The organism is Sphaerotilus sp. (assembly GCF_013299175.1).
GTDB lineage: Bacteria > Pseudomonadota > Gammaproteobacteria > Burkholderiales > Burkholderiaceae_C > Sphaerotilus.
The window spans coordinates 1-15,568 of record NZ_JAAFKF010000050.1; the positions used below are offsets into that span (position 1 = coordinate 1).

The 15,568-nt window shown below is 67.0% G+C and carries 13 protein-coding genes and 1 pseudogene; 7 read left to right on the top strand and 7 right to left on the bottom strand.

The genetic code is table 11. The annotated features are described in order from the left end of the window. The 6 genes and pseudogenes from QZW52_RS10325 to QZW52_RS19280 form a co-directional block, all read right to left on the bottom strand. Positions 1–801 (bottom strand): DUF3037 domain-containing protein (locus QZW52_RS10325; protein WP_293998219.1); only part of this gene is annotated, 801 nt, incomplete at its 3' end. Positions 802–811: 10 nt separating this feature from the next. Continuing rightward, entirely contained in the window at positions 812–1,543 is a 732-nt protein-coding gene (locus QZW52_RS10330) for a HipA family kinase (RefSeq protein ID WP_293998221.1), read from the bottom strand. Between the two features lie 14 nt (positions 1,544–1,557). Further along, entirely contained in the window at positions 1,558–4,101 is a 2,544-nt protein-coding gene (gene gyrB / locus QZW52_RS10335; protein WP_293998268.1) for a DNA topoisomerase (ATP-hydrolyzing) subunit B, read from the bottom strand. 69 nt (positions 4,102–4,170) lie between these two features. After that, positions 4,171–5,319, bottom strand: a complete 1,149-nt coding sequence (dnaN, locus tag QZW52_RS10340) for a DNA polymerase III subunit beta (RefSeq protein ID WP_293998224.1) — start codon at positions 5,317–5,319, stop codon at positions 4,171–4,173. A 14-nt stretch (positions 5,320–5,333) separates the two neighbouring features. Then, positions 5,334–6,764: a chromosomal replication initiator protein DnaA gene (dnaA, locus tag QZW52_RS10345; RefSeq protein WP_434738308.1), complete on the bottom strand. Its 1,431-nt coding sequence runs from the start codon at positions 6,762–6,764 to the stop codon at positions 5,334–5,336. Between the two features lie 282 nt (positions 6,765–7,046). Beyond that, positions 7,047–7,193 (bottom strand): annotated as a pseudogene (locus QZW52_RS19280) (DnaA N-terminal domain-containing protein); the annotation flags it as partial. Between the two features lie 251 nt (positions 7,194–7,444). Between QZW52_RS19280 and rpmH the strand changes: the two are divergent. The 6 genes from rpmH (at position 7,445) to QZW52_RS10375 (ending at position 12,488) form a co-directional block, all read left to right on the top strand. Further along, positions 7,445–7,579 carry a 50S ribosomal protein L34 gene (gene rpmH, locus QZW52_RS10350; protein WP_293998229.1) on the top strand — a complete coding sequence of 45 codons (135 nt, stop codon included), beginning with the start codon at positions 7,445–7,447 and terminating at the stop codon, positions 7,577–7,579. 212 nt (positions 7,580–7,791) lie between these two features. After that, entirely contained in the window at positions 7,792–8,115 is a 324-nt protein-coding gene (locus QZW52_RS10355) for a ribonuclease P protein component (RefSeq protein ID WP_363226497.1), read from the top strand. An 87-nt stretch (positions 8,116–8,202) separates the two neighbouring features. After that, positions 8,203–8,478, top strand: coding sequence for a membrane protein insertion efficiency factor YidD (gene yidD / locus QZW52_RS10360; RefSeq protein ID WP_434738309.1), 276 nt, complete (start codon positions 8,203–8,205; stop codon positions 8,476–8,478). Further along, the gene (yidC, locus tag QZW52_RS10365; RefSeq protein ID WP_293998234.1) at positions 8,475–10,145 is read left to right on the top strand and encodes a membrane protein insertase YidC; all 1,671 of its coding nucleotides are present in this window, start codon (positions 8,475–8,477) and stop codon (positions 10,143–10,145) included. The genes yidD and yidC overlap by 4 nt, the downstream gene beginning before the upstream one ends. Before the next feature lie 338 nt (positions 10,146–10,483). Further along, the gene (gene mnmE / locus QZW52_RS10370; protein WP_293998237.1) at positions 10,484–11,911 is read left to right on the top strand and encodes a tRNA uridine-5-carboxymethylaminomethyl(34) synthesis GTPase MnmE; all 1,428 of its coding nucleotides are present in this window, start codon (positions 10,484–10,486) and stop codon (positions 11,909–11,911) included. A 109-nt stretch (positions 11,912–12,020) separates the two neighbouring features. Then, positions 12,021–12,488: a cyclic nucleotide-binding domain-containing protein gene (locus QZW52_RS10375; RefSeq protein WP_293998238.1), complete on the top strand. Its 468-nt coding sequence runs from the start codon at positions 12,021–12,023 to the stop codon at positions 12,486–12,488. A gap of 15 nt (positions 12,489–12,503) precedes the next feature. Here QZW52_RS10375 and QZW52_RS10380 read toward each other — a convergent pair whose 3' ends face one another. Beyond that, on the bottom strand, positions 12,504–14,504 hold the full coding sequence (locus tag QZW52_RS10380; protein WP_293998240.1) for a monovalent cation:proton antiporter family protein: 2,001 nt from the start codon (positions 14,502–14,504) through the stop codon (positions 12,504–12,506). Positions 14,505–14,617: 113 nt separating this feature from the next. On the opposite strand from QZW52_RS10380, the gene QZW52_RS10385 reads away from it, so the two are divergent. Beyond that, complete coding sequence (locus QZW52_RS10385; protein WP_293998274.1) at positions 14,618–15,568, top strand: KpsF/GutQ family sugar-phosphate isomerase; 951 nt, start codon at positions 14,618–14,620, stop codon at positions 15,566–15,568.

Here is a 15,568-nt window from a genome sequence, read left to right on the forward strand (position 1 = left end):
CACCCCACTGACCTGCACCGAGAGTTCCTGCAACTCCCCCACGATGTCGCGGTAAGCCAGATGCCGCCGCTCGTCCTCCGGCGGCGGCGCCTCCGTCGTGACCAGCACACCGTGGTCCGGCATGGCGCCCAGCCGCTTCAGGCGACGCAACCGTTCTGCCCAGCGCCCACCGTGTTCGTAGATCTGCTGCGGGTCGGGCTGCGCCAGGTCCAGCGGCTTGATGGCGGCCAGCGTCTGGCCGTCCTGGCGGTGGACCAGCGGAAACGGCACCTGATAGTCCGGCGTGCCGACCTCGTCCGCGCGGAACAGTGCGTTCAAGCGCCGGTCCTGCTGCAGCGCCTCGCGCACGAGTCGCACCATCGCGTCTTCCCGACGGCTCTTGGTTTCCTCGCTGCTGCGCTGCACATAGCGTGCGAAGACCTGGTCCAGCAATTGCCGCGGATCCTCCGTCATCGCCACCCGCAGCGGCGCGTAACGGATCATGGTTTCCCGAGGCTGCACGAGATCCTGCACCAACCGTAACGCCAGCGCCTCTTCCCGGCACCCGCTGGCGAACTGCTGCTGGCGCAGGTGGTCCCGCAGATGCGCCAGTTCAGCCTCCACCTCGCGCCGCACCTGGGTGAACAGCTCGCGGTTGAATTCCTCGAAGAAGTGCGTGATGCGCCGGTAGCGGGTGATCAGCCGGAAATCGAAGAGGCCCAGCGCCGGACATGCCACCACCACGCCCATGTTCGCGAACTCGCCCGAGTCCGACTGCGGCAGCAGGCGCACGAGGGTGTAGTGGGCGATGTGGCGGGCCATGGTGGTTTGATCAGGAGGAAGGGGCGCTGTGCCAGAAGTCGGGCTGATCGGCACGGTGCAGCACGGACTGGATTTCCTGCAAGGTGATCCGGGGCGTACCGTCTTCCGTGAACACCCAATTGTGCGGCAGTTCACGCCAGAACTCTTCTGCGCGGGCGGCCACGGCTGTGAACCGCTGCGCGTACTCGGCTTGTCGCACCAGGTCGTTGGTGATCGTGGGCCACTCGGCGCGAAAGATGTGCAAATCGAGGAAGCTGCCGGCGTCGAACTGGCGATCGAAGGCGTTGTTGTGGTCGATCACCACGGGCCGGCTTGCTGTGCTTTGCCACAGCAGGTTGGGTCGGCCCGCCGTGTCGCCCAGTTGCCGGTCCTCGTTGCGAACCCACCAGTCGAAGGCCAGCAGATCGCGGCGAAAGTCTGCGTGGCAGTGCCGTATCAGTGATGGCTCGAATTCGTGAACAGAGGTGGCGACTCGGGAGCCGAATGCCAGTCCTGGCGCCAGATCGTGATCGCCATAGGCCTTCACCAGCCCCTCGTCGAGTTCCACTTGCGCAAACGGCGCGATCGGCAGGCCAAGTGCCTCGGCGAGCCGACCGGCGATCCACTCGCACACGACGGAGCGCCAGTGGGCACCGACGCTCTTGACGTAGTAGTGATGACCGTCGTCAGCCAGACACCGAAAAGGCCGGGTGATGCCCTGGTCGGTGCGGCCGAGGATTTCGATGATCAGAGGAGGGGCCATGACGGACCCCCTCGTCACGCATCGATGTTCGCCGCCCTCAACGCATTCGTCTCGATGAACTCCCGCCGCGGCTCCACCTCATCCCCCATCAGCATCGTGAACACCTTGTCCGCCTCGATCGCATCCTCGATCTGCACGCGCAGCAGGCGGCGCACGGTCGGGTCCATCGTGGTTTCCCACAGCTGGCTGGGGTTCATCTCGCCCAGGCCCTTGTAGCGCTGGCGGCCGACGGCGTTTTCGGCCTGCGTCATCAGCCAGGCCATCGCGGCGCGGAAGTCCGCGACCTTGATCTGCTTCTGGCGCTCGCCTTCACCGCGCTTGGCCACCGCGTCATCGCTCAGCAGGCCCTTGAAGGTCACGCCCGCCACGCTCAGCGCCTCGTAATCGGCGCCATGCACGAAATCGGCGGTGATGACGCTGCTCTTGATGTTGCCGTGGTGGCGGCGGCTGATGCGCAGGAAGTGCTTGTCGGTGCGCGGGTCGATCTCGGCGCTGACCTCGGCGTCGTGCAGCGCCGCTTTCAGGGCGTCCGCGCTGGTGGTCGCCGCTTCCGGCGTGTCGAGGTCGAGCGTCAGGCCGTCGCTGATCGCGCGCAGGGCCTCCACGTCCATCCAGTTCGACAGCCGCGCGATCACGTTCGTCGCCAGCAGGTACTGCCGCGCCAGCTCCTCCAGCGCCGCGCCGCTGATCGGCTCGCGGCCCGCGCCCGGCTCGACGATCGCGCTGTCCAGTGCGACCTTCAGCAGGTAGACATCCAGCTCGCTGCCGTCCTTCAGGTACTGCTCGTGCTTGCCGTGCTTGACCTTGTAGAGGGGAGGCTGCGCGATGTAGATGTGGCCGCGCTCGACCAGATCGGGCATCTGCCGGTAGAAGAACGTCAGCAGCAGCGTGCGGATGTGCGCGCCGTCCACGTCCGCGTCGGTCATGATGATGATGCGGTGGTAGCGGAGCTTGTCGGGGTTGAAGTCGTCGCCGCCCATGCCCTGGCCGATGCCGGTGCCGAGCGCCGTGATCAGCGTCAGGATCTCGTTGCTCGACAGCAGCTTCTCGTAGCGGGCGCGCTCGACGTTCAGGATCTTGCCGCGCAGCGGGAGGATCGCCTGGAACTTCCGGTCGCGCCCCTGCTTGGCGGAACCACCGGCGGAGTCACCCTCCACGATGTAGATCTCGCACAGCGCCGGGTCTTTTTCCTGGCAGTCCGCCAGCTTGCCCGGCAGCCCCATCCCGTCGAGCACGCCCTTGCGGCGCGTCATCTCTCTCGCCTTGCGGGCCGCATCACGGGCGCGGGCCGCATCGACGATCTTGCCGCAGATCGTCTTGGCGTCGGTCGGGTTCTCCAGCAGCCAGTCGGTCAGCAGCCGGCTCACGATGTCCTCCACCGGGCCGCGCACTTCGCTCGACACCAGCTTGTCCTTGGTCTGGCTGGAGAACTTCGGCTCCGGCACCTTGACGCTGACGACGCAGGCCAGCCCTTCGCGCATGTCCTCGCCGCCGATCTCGACCTTGGCCTTCTTGGCGATCTCGTTGTCGTCGATGTACTTGTTCAACACCCGCGTCATCGCCGCCCGCAGACCGGTCAGGTGCGTGCCGCCGTCGCGCTGGGGGATGTTGTTGGTGAAGCAGAGCACGTTTTCGTTGTAGCTCTCGTTCCACTGCATCGAGACTTCGACACCGACGTTGGTGTTGTTGTCGCTCATCTTGTCGCCGCGGGCGTGGAAGATGTTCGGGTGCAGCACCTTCTTGCCGGTGTTGATGAACTCGACGAAGCCCTTCACGCCGCCCGCATAGGCGAAGTTGTCTTCCTTGCCGTTGCGCTCATCCACCAGCCGGATCTTCACGCCGTTGTTCAGGAAGCTGAGTTCGCGCAGGCGCTTGCTCAGGATCTCGTAGTGGAAATCGATGTTCGAGAAGATTTCCAGGTCGGGCAGGAAGTGGACCTCGGTGCCGCGCTTGTCGGTGTCGCCGACGAGGCGCATCGGGCTGGTCTCGAAGCCGTCGCGCAGTTCCAGCACCCGGTCCTGCGGCACGCCCTGGCGGAACTCCATGAAGTGCGCCTTGCCCTCGCGGCGCACCGTCAGCCGCAGCCACTTCGACAACCCGTTCACGCAGCTCACGCCCACGCCGTGCAGACCGCCCGAGACCTTGTAGCTGTTCTGGTTGAACTTGCCGCCCGCGTGCAGTTCGGTCAGCGCGATCTCGGCGGCCGAGCGTTTCGGCTCGTGCTTGTCGTCCATCTTGACGCCGGTCGGGATGCCGCGACCGTTGTCGGTGACGCTGATCGAGTTGTCCGAATGGATCGTCACGACGATGTCGTCGCAGTGCCCGGCCAGCGCCTCGTCGATCGAGTTGTCCACCACCTCGAAGACGAGGTGGTGCAGGCCGGTGCCGTCGCTGGTGTCGCCGATGTACATGCCCGGCCGCTTGCGCACGGCTTCCAGCCCTTCGAGGATCTGGATGCTGCCTTCGCCGTAGGCGGCGGAGATTTCGGCGGCGGTCTGTGCCGGCGGCTCAGGGGTGGTCGGCTCCGAAGGGATGGGCTGCTGGTTCTGCTCGGTCATGTCACTCACTCAAATATCCAATCCACTCGGATGCGCTCGGATGTGCTCGGATCCGGTCTGCGCAAAGACTCAAATCCGCATCGGCATGACGACGTACTTGAAACCCGCCTGCTCGGGCACCGTGAACAGGGCGGAGCTGTTCGCATCCTGCAGCGACAGCGTCACCAGTTCCTGGTCCATGTTGGACAGTACATCCATCAGATAGGTGACGTTGAAACCGATCTCGATGGACGGGCCGCTGTAGTCGATCTCCAGCTCTTCCTTGGCCTCTTCCTGCTCGGCGTTGTTGGACGCGATGCGCAGCAGGCCCGGCTCGAAGTTCATCCGCACGCCCTTGAACTTCTCGCTGGTCAGGATGGCGGCGCGCTGCAGGCTGGTCAGCAGCGGGGCGCGGCCCAGCGTGATGTGCTGCTTGTGGTTGCGGGGGATGACGCGGTTGAAGTCGGGGAACTTGCCTTCGACCAGCTTGGTGACGAACTCCATGCCGCTGAAGCTGAAGCGCGCCTGGTTCGCGGCGAAGCACATCTCGATCCGGGCGGCCTCGGTTTCGCTGCCGTCCTTGGCCGGCTTGGCCTCCTTGGCGCCATCCTTGAGCAGCCGCTGCAGCTCCAGCACGGTCTTGCGCGGCAGGATGACCTCCTGCTTGGGCATCTCCACGTCCAGCGTCGCTTGCGCGAGGGCCAAGCGGTGACCGTCGGTGGCCACCAGCGTCAGCGTCTGGCCTTCCGCGACGAAGAGGATGCCGTTCAGGTAATAGCGGATGTCGTGTACCGCCATCGCGAAATGGACCTGGTCGATCAGGCCCTTGAGCGTCTTCTGGGGGACGCTGAACGTCGGGCCGAAATCGGCGGCTTCCTGCACGAGCGGGAAGTCGTCAGCGGGCAGCGTCTGCAGCGTGAAGCGGCTCTTGCCACCTTGCAGCGTCAGCTTGTTCTGCGCGGCGCTGAGCGAGACGGTCTGGTCCGGCGGCAGCGTGCGCAGGATGTCGATGAGCTTGCGCGCACCGACCGTGGTGCTGAAGTCGCCCTTGTCGCCGTCCATCGGCGCACTGGTGCGGACCTGGATTTCCAGGTCGCTGGTGGTGAACTCGCACTGCCCGGCGCGGCGGCGGATCATCACGTTGGCCAGGATGGGCAGGGTGTGGCGGCGCTCGACGATGCCCGAGACGGACTGCAGGGCGGCGAGGAGCTTGTCCTGAGGAGCTTTCAACACGATCATGATGTGAGGGGCTTTCAGCCTTTGAGGGTCTGTTCGAGGACGTGGAGCTGCTGGTTGAGTTCGGTGTTCTTCTGGCGCTCGGCAGCGATCTTGCGCACAGCGTAGAGCACGGTCGTGTGGTCACGTCCGCCAAACAGTTCCCCGATCTCGGGCAGACTTTTCTGGGTCATTTCCTTGGCCAGGTACATGGCGATCTGGCGCGGCCGGGCGATGCTGGCGGGGCGCTTCTTGCTGTACATGTCGCCGACCTTGATCTTGTAGAAATCGGCCGCCGTTTTCTGGATATTCTCGACGGAAATCTGTCGGTTCTGGATCGACAGCAGGTCTTTCAGCGCCTCGCGGGCCAGCGCGATGTTGATGTCCTTGTGGCTGAAGCGCGAATACGCCAGCACCTTGCGCAGCGCCCCCTCCAGCTCCCGCACGTTGGCGCGCACGTTCTTGGCGATGAAGAAGGCCACGTCCTCGGGCATCACGCTGCCTTCGCCGATGGACTTCTTCATCAGGATCGCCACCCGCATCTCCAGCTCCGGCGGCTCGATCGCCACCGTCAACCCGGCATCGAAGCGACTCGTCAGGCGCTCGTCGATGTCCACCAGCCCCTTGGGGTAGGTGTCGCTGGTCATGATGATGTGGGCGCGCTTGGTCAGCAGGGCCTCGAAGGCGTTGAAGAACTCCTCCTGCGTGCGGTCCTTGCCGGCGAAGAACTGCACGTCGTCGATCAGCAGCAGGTCGAGCGAGTGGTACTTGGCCTTGAGTTCGTCGAAGGTCTTGCGCTGGTAGTTGCGCACGACATCGGAGATGAACTGCTCGGCGTGCAGGTAGAGCACGCGGGCGTCCTTGTGCTCCTTGAGCAGCGCGTTGCCGACGGCGTGGATCAGGTGCGTCTTGCCCAGGCCGACGCCCCCGTAGAGGAACAGCGGGTTGTACATGCCGCCGGGCGAGCCGACGACGTGCAGCGCGGCGGTGCGAGCCATCTGGTTGGCGCGGCCGGGCACGAGGGTGTCGAAGGTGAGGGCGGGGTTGATGCGGCCGCGGGTGCTGGCTGGCGCGGCAGGCGGCGGCACCTTGGGCAGGATGAGGGCTGGTGCGCCGAGCGCGGCGGCTGCCGTGGGCGAGGAGGCGGTGGCCGCGGTCGGAGGATGTGCGAGCACCGATGCCGCCGCCGGGGACTCTTTGCTGCCCGAGGCAACGCGCTTGCGGCGCGATGCCACCGCCGCTGATGCCTTGGCCAGCGCGGAGGCCGACGCGATCGCACCACTCGACAGCGCGGCCGTGGCTGGCGGAGCGGGTGGTTCGGCGGATGGGGATGAGTCCGGTGCGGTGGGGGTGCGGCGTGCAGCGGGTGCGCGTGGGACGGGCTTGGATGCGGCGGCGGTTTGCGCAGGGACCACACCCTCCGGCAGGGTGAGCAGCGCGTGCAGCGCGGGGATGCTCTGGACCTGCATCCCGCCTGCGCGCGCGCGAGAACGGGCCGAGCTTGCACGGGCCGCGCTGGCCGGTGGTGCCTCGGCCCGCTCGGTGGGCAGCGGCGGGAAGTCGATCATGGACATCTGCACCGGTGCTGCAGGCGGCAACGGGGCGGGCGTCGGTGGTTCCGGGGGGCGGGGCGCGGGATCGCTGGCATTGCCCAGGGACAACTCCAGTCGCACCGGCTTGCCGGCGATCTCGCTCAGCAGCCGCTCGATCCGCACCGCGAATTGCGAGCGGATCCAATCCATCTTGAACCGGTTGGGCACACGCAGACCCACGAGGTAGCCTTCACCCGCCGCCGACACCTCGGCTGGCGGCAGTGGGCGAAACCACGTGTTGAACTGCTGTGCCGGCAGCTCGGCGGCGAGGCGCTCACAGCCTCGTTGCCACAGGTCCATGTGCATGTTCTAAAAATTGTGGACAACTTCAGGAGAAGGGGCGCGATTGTATCGACATCACACTGTCCAGGGTTGCGGTTATCCACAGTTTCGAGCGGGGGGTCAATCCCCGCGCGCGCCTGGGCTGTGCAGAGTCAGGCGTTGACTTTTCAGGGTGTTTTTGCTGTAATCGTGGGTTTCCCGAATTGGGGCGCCAGAGGGGTGCCCGATCGGATCAGGCTCAAGATCGGGCCCAAGCCAAGGCTAGAGGATTCAAGATGAAACGCACCTACCAACCGTCGAAGGTTCGCCGCGCCCGCACCCATGGCTTCATGGTTCGCATGAAGACCCGCGGTGGCCGCGCCGTGCTGAATGCACGCCGCGCCAAGGGCCGCAAGCGCCTGGCGGTCTGAGCCACGGGGCGTCCGGCGTCCGTTGCGACGCGGTGAGCGTTGACGTATCCATGGCCCTGATCTCCCTGGATGGGGCCGCGCAGTTCGAGTCTGCCATGGCCGTTCGGCCCATCGCACGCACTGCCCATTTCATGGTGCATCACCTCGCAGTTCCCAAGTTGTCAACAGGCCGTGCTGCGGTCTTGCCCATGCAGAACGCTGTGGAGCAACCTGTGGACAACTCTGTGGATGACCGCCTGAAAGTGGTCACGCTGCGGCTGGGTCTGGTGGTGCCCAAGCGGCACGCTCGCCGCTCCGTGACCCGCACGCTGGTCAAGGCGCAGATCCGGGCGGGGGTTCGGCGCCACCTGGAGCATCTGGTCGCAGGCGACTGGGTGATCCGCTTGCGTGCGCCCATCGACCGCAAGCAGTTTCCGAGCGCACGCTCGGAGGTGCTGGCGGACTTGCTTCGTGCAGAAGTGGATGTGCTGTTGGGCGATGCAGCCCGACGGGCACGCCGCGCCGTGGCTCAGGCCATTCCTGCCGGGGTGGCCTGACGGCTGCTTTGCCGCACGCGGGTACGCTCAGCCATGTCCGCTCCGCACGACCACGCTCCGCACACTTGTGACCCGCCGCCAACGCGCTTGCGTCGGCTGCAGGGATGGCCCCAGCAGGGGCTGGTCGCGCTGGTGCGCGGCTACCGGCTGTTGCTGAGTCCCTGGCTGGGGTCGTCCTGTCGTTTCGAACCAACGTGTTCCGCCTATGCGCTGGTGGCGCTGGAGCGGCACGGTGCCCTGCAGGGCGGTGCGTTGACCGTCGGACGCATCGCCCGCTGCCACCCCTGGTGCGCGGGCGGGCATGATCCGGTCCCTGCGCAGTCGCACCGACTGTTTTCCTCCTTTCGAAAGACTTCTGTATGAACGATACGCGGCGCGCCGTGCTGTGGGGCGTTTTCTCCGTCTCGCTCGTGATGCTGTGGGATGGCTGGAGCAAGCACAACGGGCAGCCGTCGATGTTTGCCCCGCCGCCGCCCGCGGTGACTGCGCCTGCGCAGGCAGGTGCGGCCGGTGTGCCCGCTGGGGTGGCCGCATCGGCTGCCGCGGTGTCGGGTGTGGCGGCCTTGCCGACCGCAGGCGCCGGGACACCGGTCTCGCAGAAGATCGAGGTGACCACCGATCTGGTGCAGGCCACGTTCGATACCCGTGGTGGCTCCGTCGTGCGGATGGCCCTGCCGCGTTACAAGGACGAGCATGACGCGACCAAGCCGGTCCTGCTGTTCGACCAGTCGGCCGAGCGGGTCTACCAGGCCGACTCCGGGCTGATCCCGCGCATGGCGGGCGAGCCTGCGCTGCCCAACCACCTCACGGTGATGACGCTGCTGCCCGGCCCGCGCACGCTGTCCGACGGACAGAACACCTTGACGCTGACCTTCGAGTCTCCGGACCAGGGCGGTGTGAAGCTGCGCAAGTCCTACACCTTCACCCGCGGCGACTACGCGGTCAAGGTGCGCCACGAGGTGGTCAACGGCACGGCGGCTCCCATCGCACCGCAGCTCTACTTGCAGCTCGCGCGGGATGGCACCGTGCCGTCGTCGTCGATGTTCATGGGTCCGACCGCCTTCACGGGTCCGGCGGTGTACACCGACAAGAGCAAGTTCCAGAAGGTGGCGTTCACCGACATCGAGAAGGGCAAGGCCGACCACGAGAAATCCGCCGACAACGGCTGGATCGCGATGATCCAGCACCACTTTGTCGGCGCCTGGCTGGTCGGCAGCCAGCAGGAGCGCAGCTTCCAGACCAAGCGCGAAGGCACCAACCTGTACTCGGCCTCGATGACGCTGCCGCTGGCACCGATCGCCGCTGGGGCCACGCAGGTGGTCGAGACCACCCTCTACGCGGGTCCGCAGGAAGAGAAGAAGCTCGAAGCCCTGGCCCCTGGGCTGGAACTGGTCAAGGACTATGGCTGGGTGACGATCCTGGCCAAGCCGTTGTTCTGGCTGCTCGACAAGCTGCACGGGCTGCTGGGCAACTGGGGCTGGTCGATCGTGGCGCTGGTGGTGCTGCTGAAGATCGCTTTCTACTGGCTCAACGCCAGCGCCTACCGCTCGATGGGCAAGATGAAGGCGGTCAACCCCAAGGTCCAGGAGATGCGCGAGCGTTTCAAGGACGACCCGCAGAAGATGCAGCAGGAAATGATGCGCATCTACCGCGAGGAGAAGGTCAACCCGCTGGGCGGCTGCCTGCCGATCTTCATCCAGATGCCGTTCTTCATCGCGCTGTACTCGGTGCTGCTGGCGTCGGTCGAGATGCGTGGCGCCCCGTGGATCGGCTGGATCCATGACCTGAGCGTGCAGGATCCGCTGTACATCCTGCCGGCCCTGATGACCGCATCCACGCTGTTCCAGACCTGGTTGAACCCGACGCCGCCGGACCCGACGCAGGCCAAGATGATGTGGATCATGCCGCTGGTGTTCAGCGTGATGTTCCTGTTCTTCCCGGCGGGTCTGGTGCTGTACTGGTTCGTCAACAACCTGCTGGCGATCGCACAACAGTGGATCATCAACCGGCAGCTCGGCCTCAATCGCTGAGGCAGGCAGGGGTTTACCCGCCATATCCGGTCGGGTTCCCGGCAACGTGGAATCCGGCCGCGACAAGCCCCACAACTCGAAACGGTTGATGCAATCGGGGTCTTGAGACCGTCACATTTGCCCTGCATCATCCGTTCTGCGGGGTGAGACCCAGGGGTGTTGCAGCAGGCTTTCAGAGCCGCATGAGGGGCCGGGAGGCTCGCTGCAACAGTCGTGGCTCCGGGGGTTGAATGCTTTTGTAGCTGGCTCCCCTCCGCGCGAATCCTGCAACGCCCTGTCTGGCTGGTCCGACAGGGCGTTTTTCTTGGTGATGGCGTGGCTCGGCGAGAATGCGCGCCATGCTTGCCCGACACCAGGATCCCATCGCCGCCATCGCCACCGCACCCGGACGGGGCGCGGTCGGCATCGTCCGGGTTTCCGGCCACGGCCTGCTGCCGCTGGTCCAGGCGCTCACCGGCCGCACGCTGGCCCCGCGGCACGCCACCTACGGACCCTTCCTCGGCGCGGATGGCTTGCCCATCGACCAGGGGCTGGCGCTCTACTTTCCCGCGCCGCACAGCTACACCGGCGAAGACGTGCTGGAGCTGCAGGCCCATGGCGGCCCGGTCGTGCTGCAGTTGCTGCTGGCCCGCTGCCTGCAGGTGGCGGGTGAGGGCGTGCTGCCGGGTCTGCGGCTGGCGGAGCCGGGCGAGTTCACGGAACGGGCTTTCCTCAACGACAAGCTGGACCTGGCGCAGGCCGAGGCGGTGGCCGACCTGATCGACGCCAGCACCGAAGCGGCTGCCCGCAGCGCGGCCCGCTCGCTCTCCGGCACCTTCTCCACCCACATCACGGCGCTGCGCGACCGGCTGATCGAGTTGCGCATGCTGGTGGAGGCGACGCTGGATTTCCCCGAAGAAGAGATCGACTTTCTCGAAAAAGCCGATGCCCGTGGCCGGCTGGACCGGCTGGCCCTGCAGCTCGCCGCCGTGCTCGACACCGCGCAGCAGGGGGCCTTGCTGCGCGAAGGGCTGAAGGTCGTGATCGCCGGCCAGCCCAACGCGGGCAAGAGTTCATTGCTGAACGCGCTCGCCGGGGCGGAACTGGCCATCGTCACCCCCATCCCCGGCACCACCCGCGACAAGGTCAGCGAGACGCTGCAGATCGAGGGCGTGCCCATCCACATCATCGACACCGCTGGCCTGCGCCCGGACGAAGAGGCTGGCGACGAGGTCGAGCGCATCGGCATCGCGCGGAGCTGGGGTGCCATCGCCGAGGCGGATGCCGTGTTGCTGCTGCACGACCTGACGCGCTGCGACGATCCCGCCTACGTGGCAGCCGACCGTGCCATCGAGTCCCGCTTGCCCGAGCGTCAGCGCCAGCGGCTGGTCCATGTGTTCAACAAGGCCGATGCCGCCCCAGCGGGGTGTGCGGACATGGCCTTGGCGGCACTGGCAGCGTTGTCCGAGGACAGCAGGGGGCTGGCCCTGTCTGCCAAGACCCATGCGGGGCTGCAGACGCTGCGCGAGACGCTGCTGGTGCTGGCGGGCTGGCACGCCTCGCCGGAAGGGGTTTTCATCGCCCGTACCCGCCACCTCAAGGCATTGCGGCAGGCACAGCACCACCTTGCGCAGGCCCGTGGCTGGGCGGCGCAGGCCGACACCGCACTCGACCTGCTGGCCGAGGAGCTGCGGCTGGCCCACGACGCGCTGGGTGCCATCACCGGCGCCTATACCCCAGACGACCTGCTGGGTGACATATTCACGCGCTTTTGCATCGGCAAGTAGTTGGTACTGTTCAGTTTGCGTATTTGTTACCATCCGAATCAGCGCAAGCCGCAGCACTCTGGCATGTTCGGCCCTCGGATGGGAATGCCACCATCAGCAGGAGTGCGCCATGGGAATTGATGATCTGATCGAGGCTGTCCAGTCTTACAAGGCGGACGACGCCTTCCGTGCGCGCCTGGATCTGGCCCAGTGGCGCCATTTCGCGGCCTACTTGACGGCCTACCAGTTGCGTGCAGGCGACCTGCTGATCAAGCAGAACGACTGCGACCGCGCCGCCTATTTCATTGGCCAGGGCACATTGCAGGTCTACGTCAGTGGTGCCGCACCTGGCACCAGCCGCATCGCGCTGATGCGACCCGGTGTGCTGGTGGGCGAAACCGGGCTGTTCAGCGACCAGCCGCACTCGGCCAATGTCGAGGCCATGACACCGGCCATCGTCTGGGCGCTGCACCTGCCGCGCTTCGAGGAGCTGACCGCCCGCGTGCCGTTGATCGCCAACGAGGTGTTGCGGGCGGCTGGGGCGGTCCTGGTGGCGCGGCTGCGGGCGAATCTGGCGCTGCGGGTGGCCGTGGCCTGAGCGCGGTGCCGTGTGTCAACGCTGGAGCAGGCGGCTTTCGGCCAGCGCCAGCGTCTCCGGCAGGCCGCTGAGCACCAGCACATCGCCGCCGGCCAGCACCAGCGCCTCGTCCCCCGTGGCCACGACCTGACCGCTGGCCCGGCGCACCGACACCACCGACACCCCCATCGCATGCAGCGTCAGGTCGCCCAGGCGCAACCCCACGCTCGGCGCGCCGGGTGGCAGGCTGACCGACTGCAGCCGCGCCTGCTGCAACTCGCCCACCGTGTCGTCGTCGGCGCCGTGGAAGTAGCCGCGCAGCAGGCCGTAGCGGGCGTCGCGCGCATCCTGCGTGATGCGCAGGACGCGCCGCATCGGCACCCCCACCAGCGCCAGCGCATGGCTGGCCAGCATGAGCGAGCCTTCCAGGGCTTCCGGCACCACCTCGGTCGCCCCGGCGGCGCGCAGGCGTTCCAGGTCCGTGTCGTCCGGGGTCCGGACCACCACCGGCACATGCGCCGCGTGTTCACGCACATGCTGCAGCACCCGCAGCGCCGACGGGGTGTCGTGGTAGGTGATGACCACCGCGGTTGCCCGTGACAGGCCCGCCGCGATCAGGCTCGGCAGCTTGGCCGCGTCGCCAAAGACCACGCTCTGGCCGGCCGCTGCGGCTTGACGCACGCGGTCGGGGTCGAGGTCGAGCGCCATGTAGGGGATGTGTTCCTGGTCGAGCAGCCGCGCCAGGTTCTGGCCGCTGCGCCCGTAGCCGCAGATGATCAGGTGCGCCTCGGTGCGGATCGCGCGTTTGGCGATGGTGGTGAGCTGCACCGACTGCATCAACCAGTCGGTCGCCGACAGGCGCATCACGATGCGGTTGCTGCCCATGATGAGGAAGGGCGTGGCCAGCATCGACAGCACCATCGATGCCAGCACGGGGCTCATCCACTGGCTCCCGACGAGGTGGACCTCGGCCCCGAGCGTCAGCAGCACGAAGCCGAACTCGCCTGCCTGCGCCAGGTACAGGCCGGTGCGGATCGCCACCCCCGGCGCCGAACCGAACAGGCGTGCCAGCACCGCCACCGTGCCCGCCTTGGCCAGCACCGGCGCCACGCTCAGTGCCAGCACCAGCAGCCACTGGTCCAGCACCGGCCGCCAGTCGAGTTTCATGCCGATCGTGATGAAGAACAGCCCGAGCAGCACATCGTGGAAGGGCCGGATGTCGGTTTCCACCTGGTGCTTGAACTCGGTCTCGGCGATCAACATGCCCGCCACGAAGGCACCCAGGGCCAGCGACAGCCCCGCGTGCTCCGTCAGCCACGACAGGCCGAGCGTGATCAGCAGGATGTTGAGGATGAACAAGTCCTCGCTCTTGCGCCGCACCACCAGCGTCAGCCACCAGCGCATCACCCGCTGTCCGCCCCACAGCAGGACGGTCAGCAGCACGACCGCCTTGGCCAGTGCGCTGCCGAGGATGGGCCACAGGTCGTCGCCACCATCGGCCAGCGAGGGAATCAGCACCAGCAGCGGCACCACGGCCAGATCCTGGAACAGCAGCACGCCCATGACATTGCGGCCATGTTCGCTCTCCAGCTCCAGCCGCTCGGCCATCATCTTGACGACGATGGCGGTGCTCGACATGGCCATCGCTGCGCCCAGGGCCACCGCACCTTGCCACCCCAGCTCCCACGGCTGACCGAGCAGCCTGAACAGCAGCGCCAGCAGCGCATTGCCCAGCGCTGCGCCCACGACCGTGAGCACCACCTGCCCCGCACCGAGGCCGAAGACCAGCCGCTGCATGTTGCGCAGCTTGGGCAGGTTGAATTCCAGCCCGATCACGAACATCAGGAAGACGACACCGAACTCCGCCAGGTAGCGGATGCCGGCCGAATCCCGCGCCAGGGCCAGCGCATTCGGCCCGATCAGCACGCCGACGATCAGGTAGCCCAGCATGGCCGGCAACTTCAGCAGCCGGCAACCGACCACGCCGAGCACCGCAGCGAGCAGGTAGAGGAGCGCGAGATCGAGATTGCTGGCCATGCACCGTCCTAGAATCGCCCTATCCTAATTCAGCCTTGGCCCGTGCCCTGGCCCGAGATTCCGTGACCCTTGCCCACGCTGCTTCCCCCTTCGATGCCGAGCGGGCCATCCGCATGGCCTGTCAGACGCTGCGCATCGAGGCTGAGGCGCTGTTGCAACTTCAGGACCAGCAGGGGGCCGGTTTCGCGGCGGTCGTCGAGACCATCCTGCGCAGCACGGGCCGCGTGGTCGTGATGGGCATGGGCAAGAGCGGGCATGTCGGACGCAAGATCGCCGCGACGCTGGCCTCGACCGGCACCCCCGCGCTGTTCGTCCACCCCGCGGAAGCCAGCCACGGCGACCTCGGCATGGTCACGCGCGGGGATGTGGTGCTGGCGATCTCCAACTCGGGCGAGAGCGACGAGCTGGCCGCGATCCTGCCGGCGCTCAAGCGGCTGGGCGTGACGCTGGTGGGCATGACCGGTCGGGCCGACTCCACGCTGGTCGCCCACGCCGATCTGGTGCTCTCGAACCGCGTCGCGCAGGAAGCCTGCCCGCTCAACCTCGCCCCCACGGCCAGCACCACGGCGCAGCTCGCGCTGGGTGACGCGTTGGCGGTGGCCTTGCTGGACGCCCGCGGATTCCGCGCCGAGGACTTTGCGCGCTCGCACCCCGGTGGTGCGCTGGGCCGCAAGCTGCTCACGCATGTCCACGACATCATGCGCAAGGACGCTGCGGTGCCGCGGGTCACGCCCGAGGCTGGTTGTGTCGAGATGATGCGCGAGATGAGCGCCAAGGGGCTGGGCGCCACGGCCATCGTGGATGCCCAGGGGCGGGCGGTCGGCGTGTTCACCGATGGCGACCTGCGCCGCGCCGTCGAGCAAGGCACCGACCTGCGCACGCTGACCGCCGCGCAGCTCGTGCGGGGCAGCCGGCCGCGCAGCGTGCGCGCGGACGCACTGGCCGTCGAGGCCGCCACGCTGATGGAAGAAGCCTGCATCACCACGCTGCTGGTCCACGACGCCGAGGGCCGCCTGATCGGTGCGCTCAACACCAACGACCTGATGCGCGCGAAGGTGATCTGA

What these genes read in the sequence shown, in the direction of transcription:
- dnaA (WP_434738308.1), bottom strand. Translation starts at nt 6,764, where the DNA reads ATGCAGGTCCAGAGCATCCCCGCGCTGCACGCGCTGCTCACCCTGCCG.
- mnmE (WP_293998237.1), top strand. Translation starts at nt 10,484, where the DNA reads ATGCTTGCCCGACACCAGGATCCCATCGCCGCCATCGCCACCGCACCC.
- QZW52_RS10380 (WP_293998240.1), bottom strand. Translation starts at nt 14,504, where the DNA reads ATGGCCAGCAATCTCGATCTCGCGCTCCTCTACCTGCTCGCTGCGGTG.
- QZW52_RS10375 (WP_293998238.1), top strand. Translation starts at nt 12,021, where the DNA reads ATGGGAATTGATGATCTGATCGAGGCTGTCCAGTCTTACAAGGCGGAC.
- gyrB (WP_293998268.1), bottom strand. Translation starts at nt 4,101, where the DNA reads ATGACCGAGCAGAACCAGCAGCCCATCCCTTCGGAGCCGACCACCCCT.
- dnaN (WP_293998224.1), bottom strand. Translation starts at nt 5,319, where the DNA reads ATGATCGTGTTGAAAGCTCCTCAGGACAAGCTCCTCGCCGCCCTGCAG.
- QZW52_RS10330 (WP_293998221.1), bottom strand. Translation starts at nt 1,543, where the DNA reads ATGGCCCCTCCTCTGATCATCGAAATCCTCGGCCGCACCGACCAGGGC.
- QZW52_RS10385 (WP_293998274.1), top strand. Translation starts at nt 14,618, where the DNA reads ATGGCCTGTCAGACGCTGCGCATCGAGGCTGAGGCGCTGTTGCAACTT.
- rpmH (WP_293998229.1), top strand. Translation starts at nt 7,445, where the DNA reads ATGAAACGCACCTACCAACCGTCGAAGGTTCGCCGCGCCCGCACCCAT.
- yidC (WP_293998234.1), top strand. Translation starts at nt 8,475, where the DNA reads ATGAACGATACGCGGCGCGCCGTGCTGTGGGGCGTTTTCTCCGTCTCG.